This is a genomic window from Acinetobacter sp. AOR14_HL (assembly GCF_027855175.1).
In the GTDB taxonomy this organism is placed as follows: domain Bacteria; phylum Pseudomonadota; class Gammaproteobacteria; order Pseudomonadales; family Moraxellaceae; genus Acinetobacter; species Acinetobacter calcoaceticus.
Genome location: NZ_JAKTII010000015.1, coordinates 104,152 through 120,885, shown reverse-complemented (window position 1 = coordinate 120,885; position 16,734 = coordinate 104,152). Strand labels below are relative to the sequence as shown.

Annotated in this window: 13 protein-coding genes and 2 pseudogenes; 12 read left to right on the top strand and 3 right to left on the bottom strand. The window is 42.4% G+C overall.

The window, feature by feature from the left end; all coding sequences use genetic code 11:
* Position 1: 1 nt before the first annotated feature.
* A complete protein-coding gene (locus MKL38_RS14965; RefSeq protein WP_270903643.1) occupies positions 2–1,372 on the bottom strand; it encodes a phosphomannomutase CpsG in 1,371 nt (456 codons plus the stop codon).
* Positions 1,373–1,748: 376 nt separating this feature from the next.
* Here MKL38_RS14965 and lldP point away from each other — a divergent pair, with 376 nt between their 5' ends.
* From lldP to dld, 4 genes are all read left to right on the top strand, one after another.
* Entirely contained in the window at positions 1,749–3,416 is a 1,668-nt protein-coding gene (lldP, locus tag MKL38_RS14960) for an L-lactate permease (RefSeq protein ID WP_270903642.1), read from the top strand.
* Between the two features lie 19 nt (positions 3,417–3,435).
* Positions 3,436–4,188: a transcriptional regulator LldR gene (gene lldR / locus MKL38_RS14955; RefSeq protein WP_005049187.1), complete on the top strand. Its 753-nt coding sequence runs from the start codon at positions 3,436–3,438 to the stop codon at positions 4,186–4,188.
* The gene (gene lldD, locus MKL38_RS14950; protein ID WP_042898379.1) at positions 4,185–5,336 is read left to right on the top strand and encodes an FMN-dependent L-lactate dehydrogenase LldD; all 1,152 of its coding nucleotides are present in this window, start codon (positions 4,185–4,187) and stop codon (positions 5,334–5,336) included. The genes lldR and lldD overlap by 4 nt, the downstream gene beginning before the upstream one ends.
* A 297-nt stretch (positions 5,337–5,633) precedes the next feature.
* Positions 5,634–7,340: a D-lactate dehydrogenase gene (gene dld / locus MKL38_RS14945; RefSeq protein ID WP_270903641.1), complete on the top strand. Its 1,707-nt coding sequence runs from the start codon at positions 5,634–5,636 to the stop codon at positions 7,338–7,340.
* Between the two features lie 50 nt (positions 7,341–7,390).
* Here the strand turns inward: dld and MKL38_RS14940 are convergent, their stop codons facing one another.
* Positions 7,391–8,605, bottom strand: coding sequence for an amino acid aminotransferase (locus MKL38_RS14940; protein ID WP_003655711.1), 1,215 nt, complete (start codon positions 8,603–8,605; stop codon positions 7,391–7,393).
* 515 nt (positions 8,606–9,120) lie between these two features.
* Between MKL38_RS14940 and MKL38_RS14935 the strand changes: the two genes are divergently transcribed.
* The 7 genes from MKL38_RS14935 (at position 9,121) to MKL38_RS14905 (ending at position 16,427) form a co-directional block, all read left to right on the top strand.
* On the top strand, positions 9,121–9,831 hold the full coding sequence (locus MKL38_RS14935; protein ID WP_005037608.1) for a GntR family transcriptional regulator: 711 nt from the start codon (positions 9,121–9,123) through the stop codon (positions 9,829–9,831).
* A complete protein-coding gene (gene prpB / locus MKL38_RS14930) occupies positions 9,824–10,708 on the top strand; it encodes a methylisocitrate lyase (RefSeq protein WP_003655707.1) in 885 nt (294 codons plus the stop codon). Before MKL38_RS14935 ends, prpB begins: the two co-directional genes overlap by 8 nt.
* A gap of 66 nt (positions 10,709–10,774) precedes the next feature.
* The gene (prpC, locus tag MKL38_RS14925; protein ID WP_003655705.1) at positions 10,775–11,932 is read left to right on the top strand and encodes a bifunctional 2-methylcitrate synthase/citrate synthase; all 1,158 of its coding nucleotides are present in this window, start codon (positions 10,775–10,777) and stop codon (positions 11,930–11,932) included.
* Positions 11,932–14,538 carry a Fe/S-dependent 2-methylisocitrate dehydratase AcnD gene (gene acnD / locus MKL38_RS14920; RefSeq protein ID WP_270903640.1) on the top strand — a complete coding sequence of 869 codons (2,607 nt, stop codon included), beginning with the start codon at positions 11,932–11,934 and terminating at the stop codon, positions 14,536–14,538. The genes prpC and acnD overlap by 1 nt, the downstream gene beginning before the upstream one ends.
* 219 nt (positions 14,539–14,757) lie before the next feature.
* Complete coding sequence (locus MKL38_RS14915) at positions 14,758–15,273, top strand: hypothetical protein (protein WP_270903639.1); 516 nt, start codon at positions 14,758–14,760, stop codon at positions 15,271–15,273.
* 320 nt (positions 15,274–15,593) lie between these two features.
* A complete protein-coding gene (locus MKL38_RS14910) occupies positions 15,594–15,728 on the top strand; it encodes a zinc ribbon-containing protein (RefSeq protein WP_004640417.1) in 135 nt (44 codons plus the stop codon).
* Positions 15,729–15,848: 120 nt separating this feature from the next.
* Positions 15,849–16,427, top strand: a complete 579-nt coding sequence (locus MKL38_RS14905) for a DUF4126 domain-containing protein (RefSeq protein WP_270903638.1) — start codon at positions 15,849–15,851, stop codon at positions 16,425–16,427.
* Between the two features lie 65 nt (positions 16,428–16,492).
* Here the strand turns inward: MKL38_RS14905 and MKL38_RS14900 are convergent.
* Positions 16,493–16,597 (bottom strand): annotated as a pseudogene (locus MKL38_RS14900) (Mpo1-like protein); the annotation flags it as partial.
* 4 nt (positions 16,598–16,601) lie between these two features.
* Here MKL38_RS14900 and MKL38_RS14895 point away from each other — a divergent pair.
* Positions 16,602–16,715: pseudogene (locus tag MKL38_RS14895) on the top strand (AraC family transcriptional regulator); the annotation flags it as partial.
* Positions 16,716–16,734 lie beyond the last annotated feature (19 nt).

Below are 16,734 nucleotides of genomic sequence, written 5' to 3'. Positions count from 1 at the left end.
ATTAGCCTTGAATCAATCCTGTCAATTCATCTACATAATGCTGCATTGGCTGGGCTTGACGGTCTGCACGGCTTTCAATGTTTAAACGTAGCAATGGCTCTGTGTTTGACGCACGTACATTAAAACGCCATGCGCCAAAGTCCAGACTTACACCATCGGTACGGTCAATTTGTGGGTTTTGATCAGCATAGAAATCGAAAATCTTTTGAATAGTGGTCTGTGTATCAGCCACTTTAAAGTTGATTTCACCACTACAAGGGAATTTGGCAATCATATTTTCAACGAGGGTTGAAAGAGATTGTCCAGTTTCAGAGAGTAGGGCAATGGTGAGTAACCACGGGATCATGCCGCTGTCGCAGTAAGCAAAGTCACGGAAGTAGTGATGAGCACTCATTTCGCCGCCATATACTGCATTGTGTTCACGCATTACATCTTTAATAAAGGCATGACCAGACTTTGACTGTACGGCAATGCCTTTATATTCATCGACTATATCAAAGGTGTTCCAAACCAAACGTGGGTCATGAACAATTTTTTCGCCAGGTTGCTTAATCAAGAAAGCTTGAGCCAATAGGCCAACAATATAGTAGCCCTCAATGAACTGACCCTTTTCATCAAACAAGAAGCAGCGGTCAAAGTCGCCATCCCAAGCAATACCCATATCTGCTTTATGCTCAAGTACAGCATTACGGGTACTGTCGCGGTTTTCAATTAAAATTGGGTTAGGAATCCCATTTGGGAAGGTGCCGTCTGCTTCATGATGAATTTTGATAAATTCAACAGGAAGATTGAGCGCTTTGAATTTTTCTTCAATGGCATCAATGACATGACCCGCAGCACCATTACCAGCATTTACGACCAGTTTTAATGGGCGAATTTTTGCTGGGTCAATATAAGTGACTAAATGTTCGACAAATTCAGGCAAGATGTTATAGCTTTGAGTAGTACCTTTTTGACTAACTTCTTCAAAGTGATCTGTTTCTGCTAAAGCCTGAATTTCTTTTAAACCCGTATCTGCACTAATTGGACGAGCATTTTCTCGTACCAGTTTCATACCGTTATAGTCCATTGGGTTATGACTAGCGGTAACTTCAATACCACCTTGTACATCTAAATGAAAAGCAGCGAAATAGACCTCTTCAGTACCCGTCATGCCTAAGTCAAGCACATTCACACCAGCATCATTTAGGCCGCGAATGGTCGCTTGTTTTAAAGACTCACTGCTTAGACGAATATCGCAACCTACAACTACAGTCTTTGGTTTATAGATTTGTCCGTAAGCGCGGCCAATTTTATAGGCGATTTCTTCATTCAATTCGGTGCCGAGTTTACCTCGGATATCATAGGCTTTAAAACACGTTAAAGTAGTCATTATTCAGTTCAATACAAATGATTTGAGTTTTGAGCATTATTATACATTTATCAATTAATGGTTATGTTTATAGTTTTTATATTCAAGTTCTACGCTTCATTTCTGTAGTTTATATTTAAGTTTATAAGAAAGTATTTTTACGACTTTAGTCTAATAAATAAATTTATGAATTAGAAATAGCTTGATTTTACTTGGTACTATTGGTCATACCAATTGTGTTAATTATTTAATGCTTGAACTTGCTAATGCCGGTGTTTATGATGCTATCTGTGGTTTAAGGAATAACATTTGCACGTAAATTTTAATTGGTCATACCAATTGTGCTAAATGTTTAAAATTTTAAGGTACAAAAAATTCGCCCCAGCATTTCAAGGAGATGACAATGCTCAATATGTGGCAACAACTTTATGACCCTTTAAATAATATTTGGCTGTCCAGTGCAGTTGCATTAATCCCGATTATTTTCTTCTTTTTGGCTCTGGCGGTTTTTCGTTTAAAAGGCAGTATTGCGGGTACGGGCACAGTCATTATTGCATTGTTGATCGCTCTCTTTTTCTATCAAATGCCGGGTCAAATGGCCTTTGCATCCATCATTTATGGTTTCTTCTACGGTCTATGGCCAATTTCATGGATCATTATTGGGGCAGTCTTTCTATATAAAATTTCGGTGAAAACAGGCCAGTTTGAGGTGATTCGCTCAAGCATTTTGTCAATTACCGAAGATCAGCGCCTACAAATGTTACTGGTTGGCTTTGCTTTTGGTACGTTCCTTGAAGGGGCTGCCGGTTTTGGTGCTCCTGTCGCAATTACCGCTGCATTACTGGTTGGTTTGGGTTTTAAACCACTTTACGCTGCCGGCTTATGTTTGATTGTGAATACTGCGCCAGTTGCATTTGGTGCGATGGGTATTCCAATTATTGTGGCGGGGCAGGTTTCTGGTGTAGATACCATGGAAATTAGCCAAATGGTTGGTCGTCAGTTGCCATTTTTAGTCATTATTGTCCTGTTTTGGATTATGGCGATTATGGATGGCTGGCGTGGTGTTAAGGAAACTTGGCCTGCGGTGTTGGTGGGTGGTGGCGCTTTTGCGATTGCACAATATTTAACATCTAACTTTATTGGTCCTGAATTACCGGATATTACAGCGGCAATTGCTTCATTGGTCAGCCTGACTGTGTTGTTCCGTTTTTGGAAACCAAAACATATTTTCCGTTTTGAACCTGAAGCTGGTCAAACTCTAACTCAGCAACCTACAACAATTCAGCGTTATAGTATTGGGAAAATTGCTAAGGCGTGGTCTCCATTTGCCATCTTAACGGTCATGGTGACGATCTGGAGTGTTAAGCCGTTTAAAGCATTATTTGCAAAAGATGGGGCACTGGAACATTTAATTTTTAAACTTGAAGTGCCGTACTTACATAAATTAGTCGAAAAAATGCCGCCGATTGTCTCAGAGATGAAGCCATATGAAGCGATTTATAAGTTTGACTGGTTCTCTGCGACAGGTACTGCAATTTTTATTGCTGCAATCATCACTGCTATTTTCTTGAAAATGAAAGCGAGTGAGGCAGTAACGACCTTTGGTGAAACACTAAATGAGTTAAAAACACCGATTTACTCTATTGGTATGGTGTTGTCTTTTGCTTTTATTGCGAACTATTCAGGGTTATCTGCAACTTTAGCTTTGGCTCTATCGCATACGGGTCATGCTTTTACTTTCTTCTCGCCATTCTTAGGTTGGCTTGGTGTGTTTCTTACGGGTTCAGATACATCTTCAAATGCTTTGTTCTCCGCATTACAGGCAACAACAGCTCAGCAGATTGGTATTCCGGAAGTATTGCTTGTAGCAGCGAATACCAGTGGTGGTGTGACAGGTAAGATGATTTCTCCACAGTCAATTGCAATTGCTTGCGCAGCGGTGGGATTGGTTGGAAAAGAATCTGACTTGTTCCGTTTCACGGTAAAACATAGCATCATATTCACTGTCTTTGTTGGCATCATTATTACGGTTCAGGCTTATCTAGTTCCGTGGATGATTCCATAACTCGAGTGAAGGAAACGCGATGAGAATCTCCGATCAAGTGGTCATGAAATTGCAGGCATTAATTGAAGAGCGTCACATGAGAAAAGGTGACCGTTTGCCTGCCGAGCGCCAGCTTGCAACTAGCTTGGGGGTTTCTCGTCCTTCTTTGCGTGAAGCGATTCAACAGCTCAATAGTCAAGGTGTGCTTATTAGCCGTCGGGGTGATGGTACTTATATTCAGCAGTTACCTGAACAGTGGCCACAGCAACTCATTGTGAACCCGATTAGCAACCTGATTGAAGAAGATCCGTTATATCGTTTTGATGTGCAAGAGGCGCGGTTATTACTTGAGGGGGGTACTGCGTGGTATGCCGCATTACGCTCAACGCCCGAAGACCGCGCCAAAATTCATCATTATTTTAATGAAATTAGTCGCCATCAAAATGCGGGTGACTCAGCGCAGGCTGCGGTGGCGGATGCTGAATTCCACTTGGCGATTGCAGAAGCATCGCACAATGTGGTGCTGATTCAAATGATGCGTAGCCTGTTTGATTTACTGCAATACAACGTCTTGTTGGGACGTAAAAAAGTTTATAACGATCCAATAAATAGTGACTTGCTGAGTGAACAGCATTTTCAGGTCATGGATGCGATCGATCGTAAAGATCCCGAGGCCGCACGCCAAGCTGTCTGCGGTCATATTGAATTTGTGATTAATCATGTGCGTTCTCTGAATGAAGACGAAGCTCGTCAGAAACGTGCAAACCGTTTAAATAGAGTTGATTCAAAATGATTATTTCTTCTGGCAATGATTATCGTGCTGCGGCACAGCGTCGCTTACCCCCGTTTTTATTTCATTACATTGATGGTGGAGCGTATTCGGAACATACCTTAAAGCGTAACGTACAAGATTTGTCAGAAATTGCATTGCGTCAACGTGTGCTCAATGACATGTCAGCGTTAAGTTTAGAGACAAAACTGTTTAATGAAACTTTATCGATGCCAGTTGCGTTGGCACCAGTTGGTTTAACAGGCATGTATGCACGCCGCGGCGAAGTGCAGGCAGCGATGGCAGCCGATAAAAAGGGTATTCCATTTACGCTTTCAACGGTTTCGGTCTGCCCGATTGAAGAAGTTGCACCTGCAATTAGCCGACCAATGTGGTTCCAGCTTTATGTATTACGTGACCGTGGTTTTATGCGTAATGCTTTGGAACGTGCAAAAGCGGCAGGCTGCTCAACACTGGTGTTTACGGTAGATATGCCTGTACCGGGCGCACGTTACCGTGATGCACACTCAGGTATGAGTGGGCCAAATGCTGCGATGCGCCGTTATATGCAGTCCATGTTCCATCCACACTGGTCGTGGAATGTCGGCTTAATGGGACGTCCGCATGACTTGGGTAATATCTCTAAATATTTAGGCAAACCGACTGGACTTGAAGATTATATTGGTTGGTTGGGTTCAAACTTTGATCCATCAATTTCATGGAAAGATCTTGAATGGATCCGTGAATTTTGGGATGGCCCGATGGTGATTAAAGGCATTTTAGACCCAGAAGATGCCAAAGATGCTGTGCGTTTTGGTGCGGATGGCATTGTGGTGTCGAATCACGGTGGTCGTCAGTTAGATGGCGTAATGTCGTCTGCTCGTGCATTACCTGCAATTGCTGATGCAGTTAAAGGTGATTTGGCTATTTTGGCAGACTCTGGCATTCGTAATGGTCTAGATGTGGTGCGTATGCTGGCACTCGGTGCCGATACAGTTTTACTCGGCCGAGCATTTGTGTATGCCTTGGCAGCAGCAGGTGGGCAAGGGGTATCGAACTTGCTTGATTTGATTGATAAGGAAATGCGTGTTGCGATGACGCTTACAGGTGCTAAGTCGATTCAGGATATTAATGCGGATTGTTTAGTACAGGCGATGAAGCAAGGTTTTTAAGAAATAACTTTTTAAGTGAAGCAGTAAGCGCAGCCTTAAAATTTGGTGATTTGCTAATGTTTTGCGTATAGGCATTTGTCACTTTTGAAAGGTCAAAAGTAACCAAAAACCTTTTGTTGAGCAAACAGTACTTCCTTGTACAGTTGCTCAACAGGCGGCATCCATGCCGCCAACCGAGATAGTAAATATAGGGCTGATTCGAATTAGAGAATGAGCTAATTAAATTATAAATTACAAACGGTGAGACTCCGTCGTATTGGTCTAATTTGATAAGTGGATGACCAAAAGGAAACCATCATGCAAACATTTTCTCCTCAAGCAGTGATTGAACGTTTACAGAGTATTGTAGGGCGTTCACATGTTTTGATCGACGATCAAAGTACACGGCAGTACCGCCAAGGTCGTCGTTTTGGTGAGGGGAAAGTTCTGGCTGTGGTGGTGCCGGGCACATTGCTAGAACAATGGCAGGTGCTACAAGCTGCAATTGATGCAGATTGTATTGTGATTATGCAGGCGGCAAATACAGGCCTTACTGGTGGTTCAACGCCATATGGTGATGATTATGACCGTCCTGTGTTGGTCATGAGTACGCGCCGTTTAAAGGGCATTCAGGTCATTCATGATGGTAAGCAAGTAATTTGTTTACCGGGTGCGACTTTAGACAATTTAGAGCAAATTTTAAAAGGTTATGACCGTGAACCGCATTCGGTGATTGGCTCATCATGTATTGGCGCATCAGTACTCGGCGGTGTGTGTAACAACTCTGGCGGTGCTTTGGTACGCCGTGGCCCTGCTTATACGGAACTGGCGTTATATGCTCAGGTTAATGCTGCTGGTCAATTAGAACTGGTGAATCATTTGGGTGTGAATTTAGGTTCGACACCCGAAGAAATTTTGACTCGTTTAGAGAAACAGCAATACCAAGCCGTAGATATTTTAGATGACAGTGAAAAGCAGGCCTCGGATCATCGCTATGCCCACGATGTGACGCAAGTCGATGAAGATTCACCAGCACGATTTAATGCTGACCCGTCACGTTTATTTGAAGCATCTGGTTCGGCAGGTAAAGTCTGTGTGTTTGCTGTACGCCTTGATACGTATGAAAAAGTAGAGAGCAATGTCTTTTATATTGGTACTAATGATGCCGATGACTTAACAGCAATTCGCCGTTACTTACTCACCTCTTTGCCAAGTCTACCGATTGCAGGTGAGTATATTCACCGAGATGCTTATTTAATTGGTGAAAAGTATGGAAAAGATACTTTTTTGTTTATTGAAAAGTTCGGTACAGCCAATGTTCCAAAAGCCTTTGCGATGAAAGATAAAGTCGATGGCTTTTTAGAAAGATTTAAAATAAAAGGCTTAACTGATCATATTCTACAGGCCATTACGTTCTTTTTACCGAGCCACTTGCCAAAGCGCATGACGGAATATCGAGATCGTTATGAGCACCATTTAGTTTTACGTGTTGAAAATAATTCAAAAGCTCAGACCGAGCAGTTTTTAAAAGAATATTTTGCAGTGCATCAGTCAGGCAGTTATTTCGTATGTAGCGAAGAGGAAGGCCGAAAAGCTTTCTTACACCGCTTTGCGATTGCAGGAGCTGCAATTCGTTATCGTGACACGCACCGTAGTGAAGTTGAAGATATTGTCGCGCTTGATATTGCTTTGCGTCGTAATGACCGAGAATGGGTAGAGCAACTGCCAGCTGAAATGGAAAAGAACATTATCCATAAACTTTATTATGGGCACTTCTTTTGTCATGTTTTTCATCAGGACTATATTCTTAAAAAGGGTAATGACCCTTTAGAAATGGAACATCAAATGTGGAAGTTGCTCGATGCACGCCGTGCTGAGTATCCAGCAGAGCATAATGTTGGGCATCTCTACATTGCTAAACCTGCCTTAGCCAATTTCTACCAAAAACTCGACCCAACAAATAGTTTTAATGTGGGGATTGGGCATACCTCAAAACTGAAGTATTGGGGCAAAACCAAATCTTAATATCGAGAAATAAAAAAAGGCGCCGAAGCGCCTTTTCTTTTAAAGCTGTTTTATGCTGCTTCTGTTGATTTAGCAAGCACTTCTGCAACTGCTTTAGCAACAGTGTAAACATTGTTCATGTTTAAACCTGCTACACAAATACGACCACTACGTACTAAGTAGATTGCATATTCTTCACGCAAAATATCAACTTGCTCAGCAGTTAGACCTGTGTAGCTGAACATACCTTTTTGGTTTACAAGGTAGCTAAAGTCACGGTCTGGTAATGCTTTAGTGAGTTCATCTTTCAAGATGCTACGCATTTTGATAATACGTTCACGCATCTCTTTTACTTCACCTTGCCATTGTTGGTTAAGTTCAGCGTCATTTAACACTTCATCAACTAACCAAGCACCTGTTGTAGGGGGGCTAGAGTAAATACGGCGTACAGTCGCTTTTAACTGACCGAATGTGCACTGAGCAGCTTCTGCATCGTCACATACGAAAGTTAAGCCGCCAACACGCTCGCCATATAAAGAGAAGATTTTAGAGAACGAGTTGCTCACAATGAAGTTTAGACCAGCTTGGTCTAAAGCACGGATTGCATACGCATCTTCTTCCATACCATCGCCAAAACCTTGGTAAGCGATGTCTAGGAAAGGAATAAGGTTACGATCTTTTAATACTGCAATCACTTGATCCCATTGCGCTGGGTTTAAGTCAGCACCCGTTGGGTTATGGCAGCATGGGTGTAACAACACAATGCTTTGCTCAGGCAAAGTTTTAAGCGTAGACAACATACCGTCAAAATCTACACCACGAGTTTCGTTATCGAAATATGGGTAGAAATGAGTCTTGATGCCAGCGCCATTGAAAATCGCAACGTGGTTATCCCAAGTTGGTTGGCTTACCCAAACATCTGAATTTGGGAAATAAGTTTTTAAGAAGTCAGCACCAACTTTCAATGCACCTGAACCACCAAGAGTTTGAATGGTTACAGCACGACCAGCTTTAACTGCTGGGCTGTTTGCACCAAATAAAAGTGCTTGAATTGCTTCACGGTAAGGTTTGAAGCCTTCCATTGGCAAATAAAGTTTAGTTTTACCGTTCTTCGGCTCAATACGCTTTTGCGCCTCAATAATCGTCTCTAACTGAGGAACAATACTGTCTTCGTTATAATAAAGACCAATACTCAAGTTTACTTTTTCAGAACGAGTATCAGCATTGAACTGTTCCATTAAAGAGAGAATTGGGTCGCCTGCGTATGGGGGGATATGTTGAAACATCAAAAAAGTCCTTTCATTCAACAATATGCATAGTGCTCGGTTTTTTCTGTCTCGAAAAATACGCCACAACTATGTCGATGCTCAATAATGTACCAATAAAGCTACTGTGAAGCACCAGATAATTTCACTAATATCGATATTTTCCAGAAGAAACGATAAAAAAGATTTAAAAGAAATTACGGTAAATAGATACTAATTTTTAACTCATGATTTCATTCCAACAGATTGTCTACAATCTTACTGTCATACATGGGTTGTAGACTAAAGTTTGAAACAAAAGTTTAGCGCCCAAAAAACACTTGAGAAAGAACCATAAAACTATAGATAAATTTATATTAAATCTTTGTTTTATAAATACTAATAGATAGGCGGCGTAATAGTCTAAATATAAGGTGAAATAAGAGGTCAATCTATAAAAATTGACCTGATGCGTTCTCTGAAGTGTCAACAATCACCTTGATTTTTTTCATTCATACCGCTATAAAAGCCATAATTGATTAAAAATTGTCGACAATATGCAAGATTTGACCTTCGCACCAGAGCCATTACAAAGTCAGGGAAGAACACTGACCGAGAATGTATTTAAACAAATACAGACGGCTATTGTTTTGGGTCAAATTCCGGCAGGTAGCAAAATTTCTGAACCTGAACTGGCGCGTACTTATGGCATTAGCCGTGGACCTTTGCGTGAAGCGATTCATCGTCTTGAGGGCCAAAAATTAGTTGAGCGCACTGCACATGTGGGCGCGCGCGTGGTTTCGTTATCGCTGCAACAGTTTAAAGAGCTTTACCAGATTCGTGCTTCTTTAGAGGGTTTGGCTTGCAAACTTGCTGCACAGCATATTGATAAAAAGCAAATCTTGGCGCTACGCGATGTATTGCGTATGCATGCTGAAGATGAAAACTTTAAAGCAGGTAAAGGATATTACTTGCAAGAAGGGCAGGACGATTTTCACTACTGCATTATTAAAAGTAGTGGCAATAAAACCCTAGAAAAAATGTTGTGTGATGAGCTTTATCACCTCATCCGCATGTACCGAATTCAGTTTTCAAACACACCCGATCGTCCGAGCAAAGCTTGGGACGAACATATCCGTATTTTAGATGCAATTGCAGAAGGCGATGGTGAACTTGCCGAGCTGCTCATGCATCGACATATCAATGCTTCTTACAAAATTATTGAGCAAACACTGCTACAAGCACAAGGAGAATATAACAATGGCTAAACAATCCGCAGGTCAGCTATTTCGCGATGCCGTAGCCCAAGAAAAGCCATTACAAGTGGTTGGAACCATCAACGCCAATCATGCACTTTTGGCAAAACGTGCAGGTTATAAAGCGATTTACTTATCAGGTGGTGGTGTAGCTGCTGGTTCTTTAGGCTTACCTGATTTGGGAATCAGTAACCTTGATGATGTGTTAACCGATGTACGCCGTATTACCGATGTATGTGATCTTCCATTATTGGTCGATGCTGACACAGGTTTTGGTGCTTCTGCATTTAACATTGCACGTACAACAAAAGCACTCATCAAGTTTGGTGCTGCGGCAATGCACATTGAAGACCAAGTGGGCGCAAAACGTTGTGGTCACCGTCCGAACAAAGCCATTGTGACTCAAGAAGAAATGGTTGACCGTATTAAAGCTGCGGTTGATGCGCGTGGTGATGACAGCTTCGTGATTATGGCACGTACTGATGCCTTGGCTGTAGACGGTTTGCAAGCTGCAATTGACCGTGCAGGTGCCTACATTGAAGCGGGTGCAGACATGTTGTTCCCTGAAGCGATTACTGAGCTTGATATGTACAAGCAATTTGCTCAAACAACTGGCGCACCAATTTTGGCAAACATTACCGAGTTTGGTTCTACACCACTGTTTACCACTGAAGAGTTAGCATCTGCTGATGTAAGCCTTGCGCTTTATCCGCTTTCTGCTTTCCGTGCCATGAACAAAGCTGCCGAAACTGTGTATGAAACCTTGCGTAAAGAAGGCACGCAAAAGAACGTGGTTGATATTATGCAAACGCGTAAAGAGTTATATGAACGCATTAACTACTATGCATTTGAAGACTACTTAGACAACGCATTTGCTAAAAAGAAATAAGAAGTAAAACACGGTACATATGCCGTGTTTCCCAAATAATTTAAATAGATAGGAAAGGACAATCTTATGAGCTCAAATGAAACAACAACAGGCTTCAAACCAAAAAAATCAGTTGCACTGAGCGGACAAGTTGCAGGCAACACAGCACTTTGTACCGTAGGACGTAGCGGTAACGACTTGCACTATCGTGGCTATGACATTCTTGACCTTGCAGTGGGTAGCCAGTTTGAAGAAGTTGCTCACTTGCTCGTACATGGCAAATTACCAAACAAAGCTGAACTCAAAGCGTATAAAGCAAAATTAAAAGCACTTCGTGGCTTACCAGCAGCACTTAAAACTGCACTTGAACAACTTCCTCCGTCTGCACACCCAATGGATGTGATGCGTACAGGTGTTTCAGTCCTTGGTTGTTTAACTCCAGAGCACGAAGACCACAACGAAGCTGGCGCAAAAGATATTGCTGATAAATTAATGGCAAGCCTAGGTTCAATGTTGCTCTATTGGTACCACTTCAGCAACAACGGTCGTCGCATTGAAGTTGAAACGGATGATGACTCAATTGCAGCGCATTTCTTACATTTACTTCATGGCGAAAAACCATCTGAAGAGTGGATTGAAGCAATGCATACATCACTCATTTTGTATGCTGAGCACGAATTCAACGCATCTACATTTACGTCACGTGTAGTTGCAGGTACAGGTTCTGACATGTACTCGGCAATTACAGGCGGTATTGGTGCGCTTCGTGGACCTAAACATGGTGGTGCAAACGAAGTTGCATTCGTAATTCAACAACGTTACGACAACGCAGACGAAGCAGAAGCAGACATCCGTAGCCGTGTTGAGAAGAAAGAAGTTGTGATCGGTTTTGGTCACCCTGTCTATACAATTTCTGATCCACGTAACGAAGTCATCAAAAAAGTGGCACATGACTTGGCACAAGCACAAGAGAACACCAAAATGTACTTAATCGCTGAACGCTTAGAAGCAGTGATGAAAGATGCGAAAAATATGTTCCCGAACCTCGACTGGTTCAGTGCTGTGAGCTATCACTTAATGGGCGTTCCAACTGCAATGTTCACACCATTGTTCGTGATTGCACGTACAGCAGGTTGGTCAGCACACGTGATTGAACAACGCCAAGACGGCAAGATCATTCGTCCAAGCGCGAACTACACAGGCCCTGAAAACCTCAAATTTAAACCATTGGCGGAGCGTGGTTAATGAACACAAAATACCGTAAACCGCTGGCAGGAACCCAGCTTGAATATTTCGACGTGCGTCAAGCCGTTGAAGATATTCAGCCAGGCGCATACGAAAAACTGCCATACACCTCAAAAGTACTTGCAGAGCAATTGGTACGCCGTGCCGATGCCGAGAACTTAACTGCCTATTTAACGCAGCTAATTGAACGCCGTCAGGACTTAGACTTTCCTTGGTATCCAGCGCGCGTCGTTTGTCATGACATTTTGGGTCAAACTGCTTTGGTTGACCTTGCAGGTTTGCGTGATGCAATTGCTGACAAAGGCGGCGACCCATCTAAAGTTAATCCAGTTGTACCAACTCAGCTCATTGTCGACCACTCTTTAGCAGTGGAATTCGGTGGTGCAGACCCAGACGCTTTTGAAAAAAACCGTGCTGTTGAAGACCGTCGTAACGAAGACCGTTTCCACTTTATTGAGTGGACTAAAACAGCATTTAAAAATGTCGATGTGATCCCTGCGGGGAACGGCATTATGCACCAGATTAACCTAGAGAAAATGTCTCCGGTGATTCAGGCGCGTGATGGTGTGGCATATCCAGATACTTGCGTGGGTACAGATTCACACACTCCACACACAGACGCTTTGGGTGTAATTTCTGTGGGCGTTGGTGGTTTGGAAGCTGAAAACGTGATGTTGGGCCGTGCATCTTGGATGCGTCTGCCAGACATTATTGGTGTTGAGTTTGTTGGTCAGCGTCAGGCAGGTATTACTGCAACAGATATCGTACTTGCTTTAACTGAGTTCTTGCGTAAAGAACGTGTGGTTGGTGCATACCTTGAGTTCTTTGGTGAAGGCGCTGACAGCATGTCTGTGGGTGACCGTGCAACCATTTCGAACATGACACCAGAATATGGTGCTACGGCTGCAATGTTCTACATCGACCAAAACACGATTGACTACTTACGCCTAACAGGTCGTGAAGATACTCAAGTGGCGTTGGTTGAACAGTACGCAAAAGAAATTGGCCTTTGGGCAACTGACATGACCAAAGCAGAGTACCCACGTGTACTACGTTTTGACCTATCAAAAGTAACACGTAACATTGCTGGGCCATCAAACCCACATGCACGTGTTTCAACTGCGGACCTAAAAGAAAAAGGTATTGCGGGTATTGTTGAAAACCGTTCTGACGGCTTAATGCCTGATGGCGCAATCATTATTGCCGCAATTACTTCATGTACTAACACTTCTAACCCGCGTAACACCGTGGCGGCAGGTTTGTTGGCACGTAAGGCGAATGAGTTAGGTTTAGTTCGTAAACCTTGGGTGAAATCATCATTTGCACCGGGTTCAAAAGCGGCTGCACTTTACCTCGAAGAAGCGGGTGTTCTAAAAGACTTAGAGCAACTTGGTTTTGGTATTGTGGCTTATGCTTGTACGACTTGTAACGGCATGTCTGGTGCATTAGATCCAGTCATTCAACAAGAAATTATTGACCGTGACTTGTACGCAACAGCAGTACTGTCTGGTAACCGTAACTTCGATGGCCGTATCCATCCATATGCAAAACAAGCATTCCTAGCATCTCCACCGCTTGTCGTGGCGTATGCAATTGCGGGTACGATTCGTTTTGACATCGAAAAAGATGCTTTGGGTCACGATAAAGACGGTAACCCGATTTACCTGAAAGACATTTGGCCATCTGACGCTGAAATTGATGCGTTAGTTAAAGAAGCTGTGAAGCCTGAACAGTTCCGTAAAGTCTACATTCCAATGTTTGATTTGGGCGTAACCGTAGAGGCCGAAAGTCCGCTTTATGACTGGCGTCCACAAAGTACTTACATCCGCCGTCCACCATATTGGGAAGGGGCGTTGGCTGCACCACGTACTTTAGCGAACATGCGTCCGCTTGCCATTTTAGGTGACAACATCACCACTGACCATTTGTCGCCTTCAAACGCGATTTTGATGGACTCGGCTGCGGGTGAATATCTTCATAAAATGGGTCTACCAGAAGAAGACTTCAACTCATATGCAACGCACCGTGGTGACCATTTGACTGCACAACGTGCAACATTTGCTAACCCGAAACTGTATAACGAAATGGTAGTTCGTTCAGACGGTACCATTAAGCAAGGTTCAAAAGCGCGTGTAGAGCCAGAAGGCGAAGTAATGCGTATGTGGGAAGCGATTGAAACCTACATGAACCGTAAGCAGCCATTAATTATTGTTGCGGGTGCTGACTACGGTCAGGGTTCAAGCCGTGACTGGGCTGCAAAAGGTGTACGCCTTGCAGGTGTTGAAGCAATTGTGGCAGAAGGTTTTGAGCGTATTCACCGTACGAACTTGGTGGGTATGGGCGTGTTACCGCTTGAGTTTAAAGCAGGTGTAAACCGCAAGACTTTAAAACTAGATGGTACTGAGCTTTATAGCGTAATTGGTAATATCGCGCCACGTTCTGATTTAACGTTGGTGATTGAGCGCTCAACTGCCGATGGTAAAAATGAAATTGTGGAAGTGCCTGTGACTTGCCGTTTAGATACAGAAGAAGAAGTTTCTGTATATGAAGCGGGTGGTGTATTACAACGTTTTGCACAAGACTTTTTAGAAGGCCAAGTGGCTTGATACTTTAGTTAAAAATAATTGATATAGTTTTAAAAGCCCCACTTTAGAGTGGGGTTTTTATTTATTTACACGTAGCTCATTAATTATAAAAAATGACTGCATATATTATATTTTTTTAAAATTATTTTGTTTTTGTCATCAAATTCTCTTTAACTTACATTAAGATACGCGGCGCTTACACTTAAATATAAATCACAATAGATTTCTTGGAAAATATCAATGCGTAACTTATTCATTATTTCAATTTGCTCACTTATATTAACTGCTTGTGGGACGATGCCTTATGTCAGTACAGAATATCCTCTGCGTGCAGGTTTAATTCAACCTGTGAAGGTCGTTGGCAAGGCTGGTGTGACCAATGCTCAAACTTCAGATGAACGAGTGATTGTATATTCTTATATGGGCACAAAACTGGACTCTAGCATTAAGTCTATTACAGAAACGATGGTACAACAGACTCAAAAGGAACTATTGAAAAATGGTCAACCTGTTGATGGTAATGGATCGAAATCGATTGCGATTAAAGTAAATTCATTACGTAGTACCTACACCAATCTGCTTTTCTGGCGCAGTAAAATTAAATTCGAAGTAACTTTAGGAAATGGACAAACTATTCCATTTACTGTTCCTCATACGAGTGGTGTGTTAGTACAAGATTTAAATGGATGTATTGCAGAAGGGGTAATGACTTTACTTAATGATGCACGTGTAAGAAGCTATTTAGCAGAAAAATAAGAATATAAAAAAGCCCGACATCCTGTCGGGCTTTTTCGTATTTGGTTGCTAGATATGACTCCTGTCGTATCTCACGTCCTGATGCATGAACCTATTATTGTTGTTTTATGTTCCGGAACATCCTGTTCCTGTATGAACTTATGATAGGAAAAAAGTGGGAAGTCGCCAATCCGCAAAATCCCTAAAAGTTTGTAAGATAAATCGTACAAATAACATTTTTTGCATTTATGCCATCATCATCGGGCGAAATGGACAATTGACAATCACTCTAACTGGGTTATATTCCTGTTTAATATCTATACGATTATAGGAACACAATCATGGTAACAGCTGGCGAAAAACCCGGAACAGGCTTCTATTTCTGCGCTCAATGTGGCCAGAGAGTGTTTTTAGAAATTAATACAGATCGTTTACCGCCGTGCACTAAATGCTATTGCACTGAATTTAAACGTTAAGAATAAAATAATATTTGCGTTCGCATTTAACAAAAAGCCCTGTCACCCGATGGGGCTTTTTGTTAGTTTAAAATAAGACTTACATAACAAGACCCGTGATGGGCATGAAAAGGAAACCTTATGGAAACAATATTGGGTTTATGTATTGGCGTGGGTTTGAGCGCTGCCTGCGGTTTTCGCGTGTTTGTGCCGCTATTGGTGATGAGCATTGCAACCATGATGGGATGGTTTGAGCCATCAAAAGGTTTTGAGTGGTTAGCTATGCCATCGGTTTGCTTGGCTTTAGCTGTGGCAACGATGTGCGAAGTTGCAGCTTATTATATTCCGTGGGTCGATAACGCCTTAGACACTGTTGCGACCCCTGCGGCTATGATTGCGGGTACGTTAGCGACGATGGCTGTGAGTAGTGGTGAAATGTCTCAGTTCGCCAGTTGGGCAGCAGCCATTATTGTGGGTGGTGGTACGGCTGGTGTGGTGCAAATGAGTACAGTCGCTGCACGCGGTGTTTCAACTGCAACCACTGGCGGCTTAGGAAATTTTGTTGTCGCTACAGGGGAGTGGATTGGGGCAATCTTACTTTCTGTTTCAGCTTTGCTAGTTCCCGCGCTTGTCGCAGTTGTGGTGGTTATTGCTGTTATTTTGGCAATACTTTGGATACGCCATAAAAAGCAAGAAAAGATCAGTCATTCAACATCGTGAATTTTTAAATTTGGTTGAATAAGAGAACTTAGACGTAATTTTATAATCTAAGTTTTCCATGTATATCACCACTTCACACGTTTTAATAAAATATCTTTATACATAGTAAAATCGCAGGCGAGGCCAAAGAACAGCTGTTTAAAGGTCGCAGGTTTATTATGCTTATAAAAGATAGGCTTTTCAGTTCAAGTCCATTTCACCCGAACTTTACGCCGTATGGTGGATTTTGCGCCGTCGATGTTTAGAGCTAATACTAGTTTTATCAGCGGTCGCTCTACAGAAAAATAAACCAAGCATTGAGGCAGTA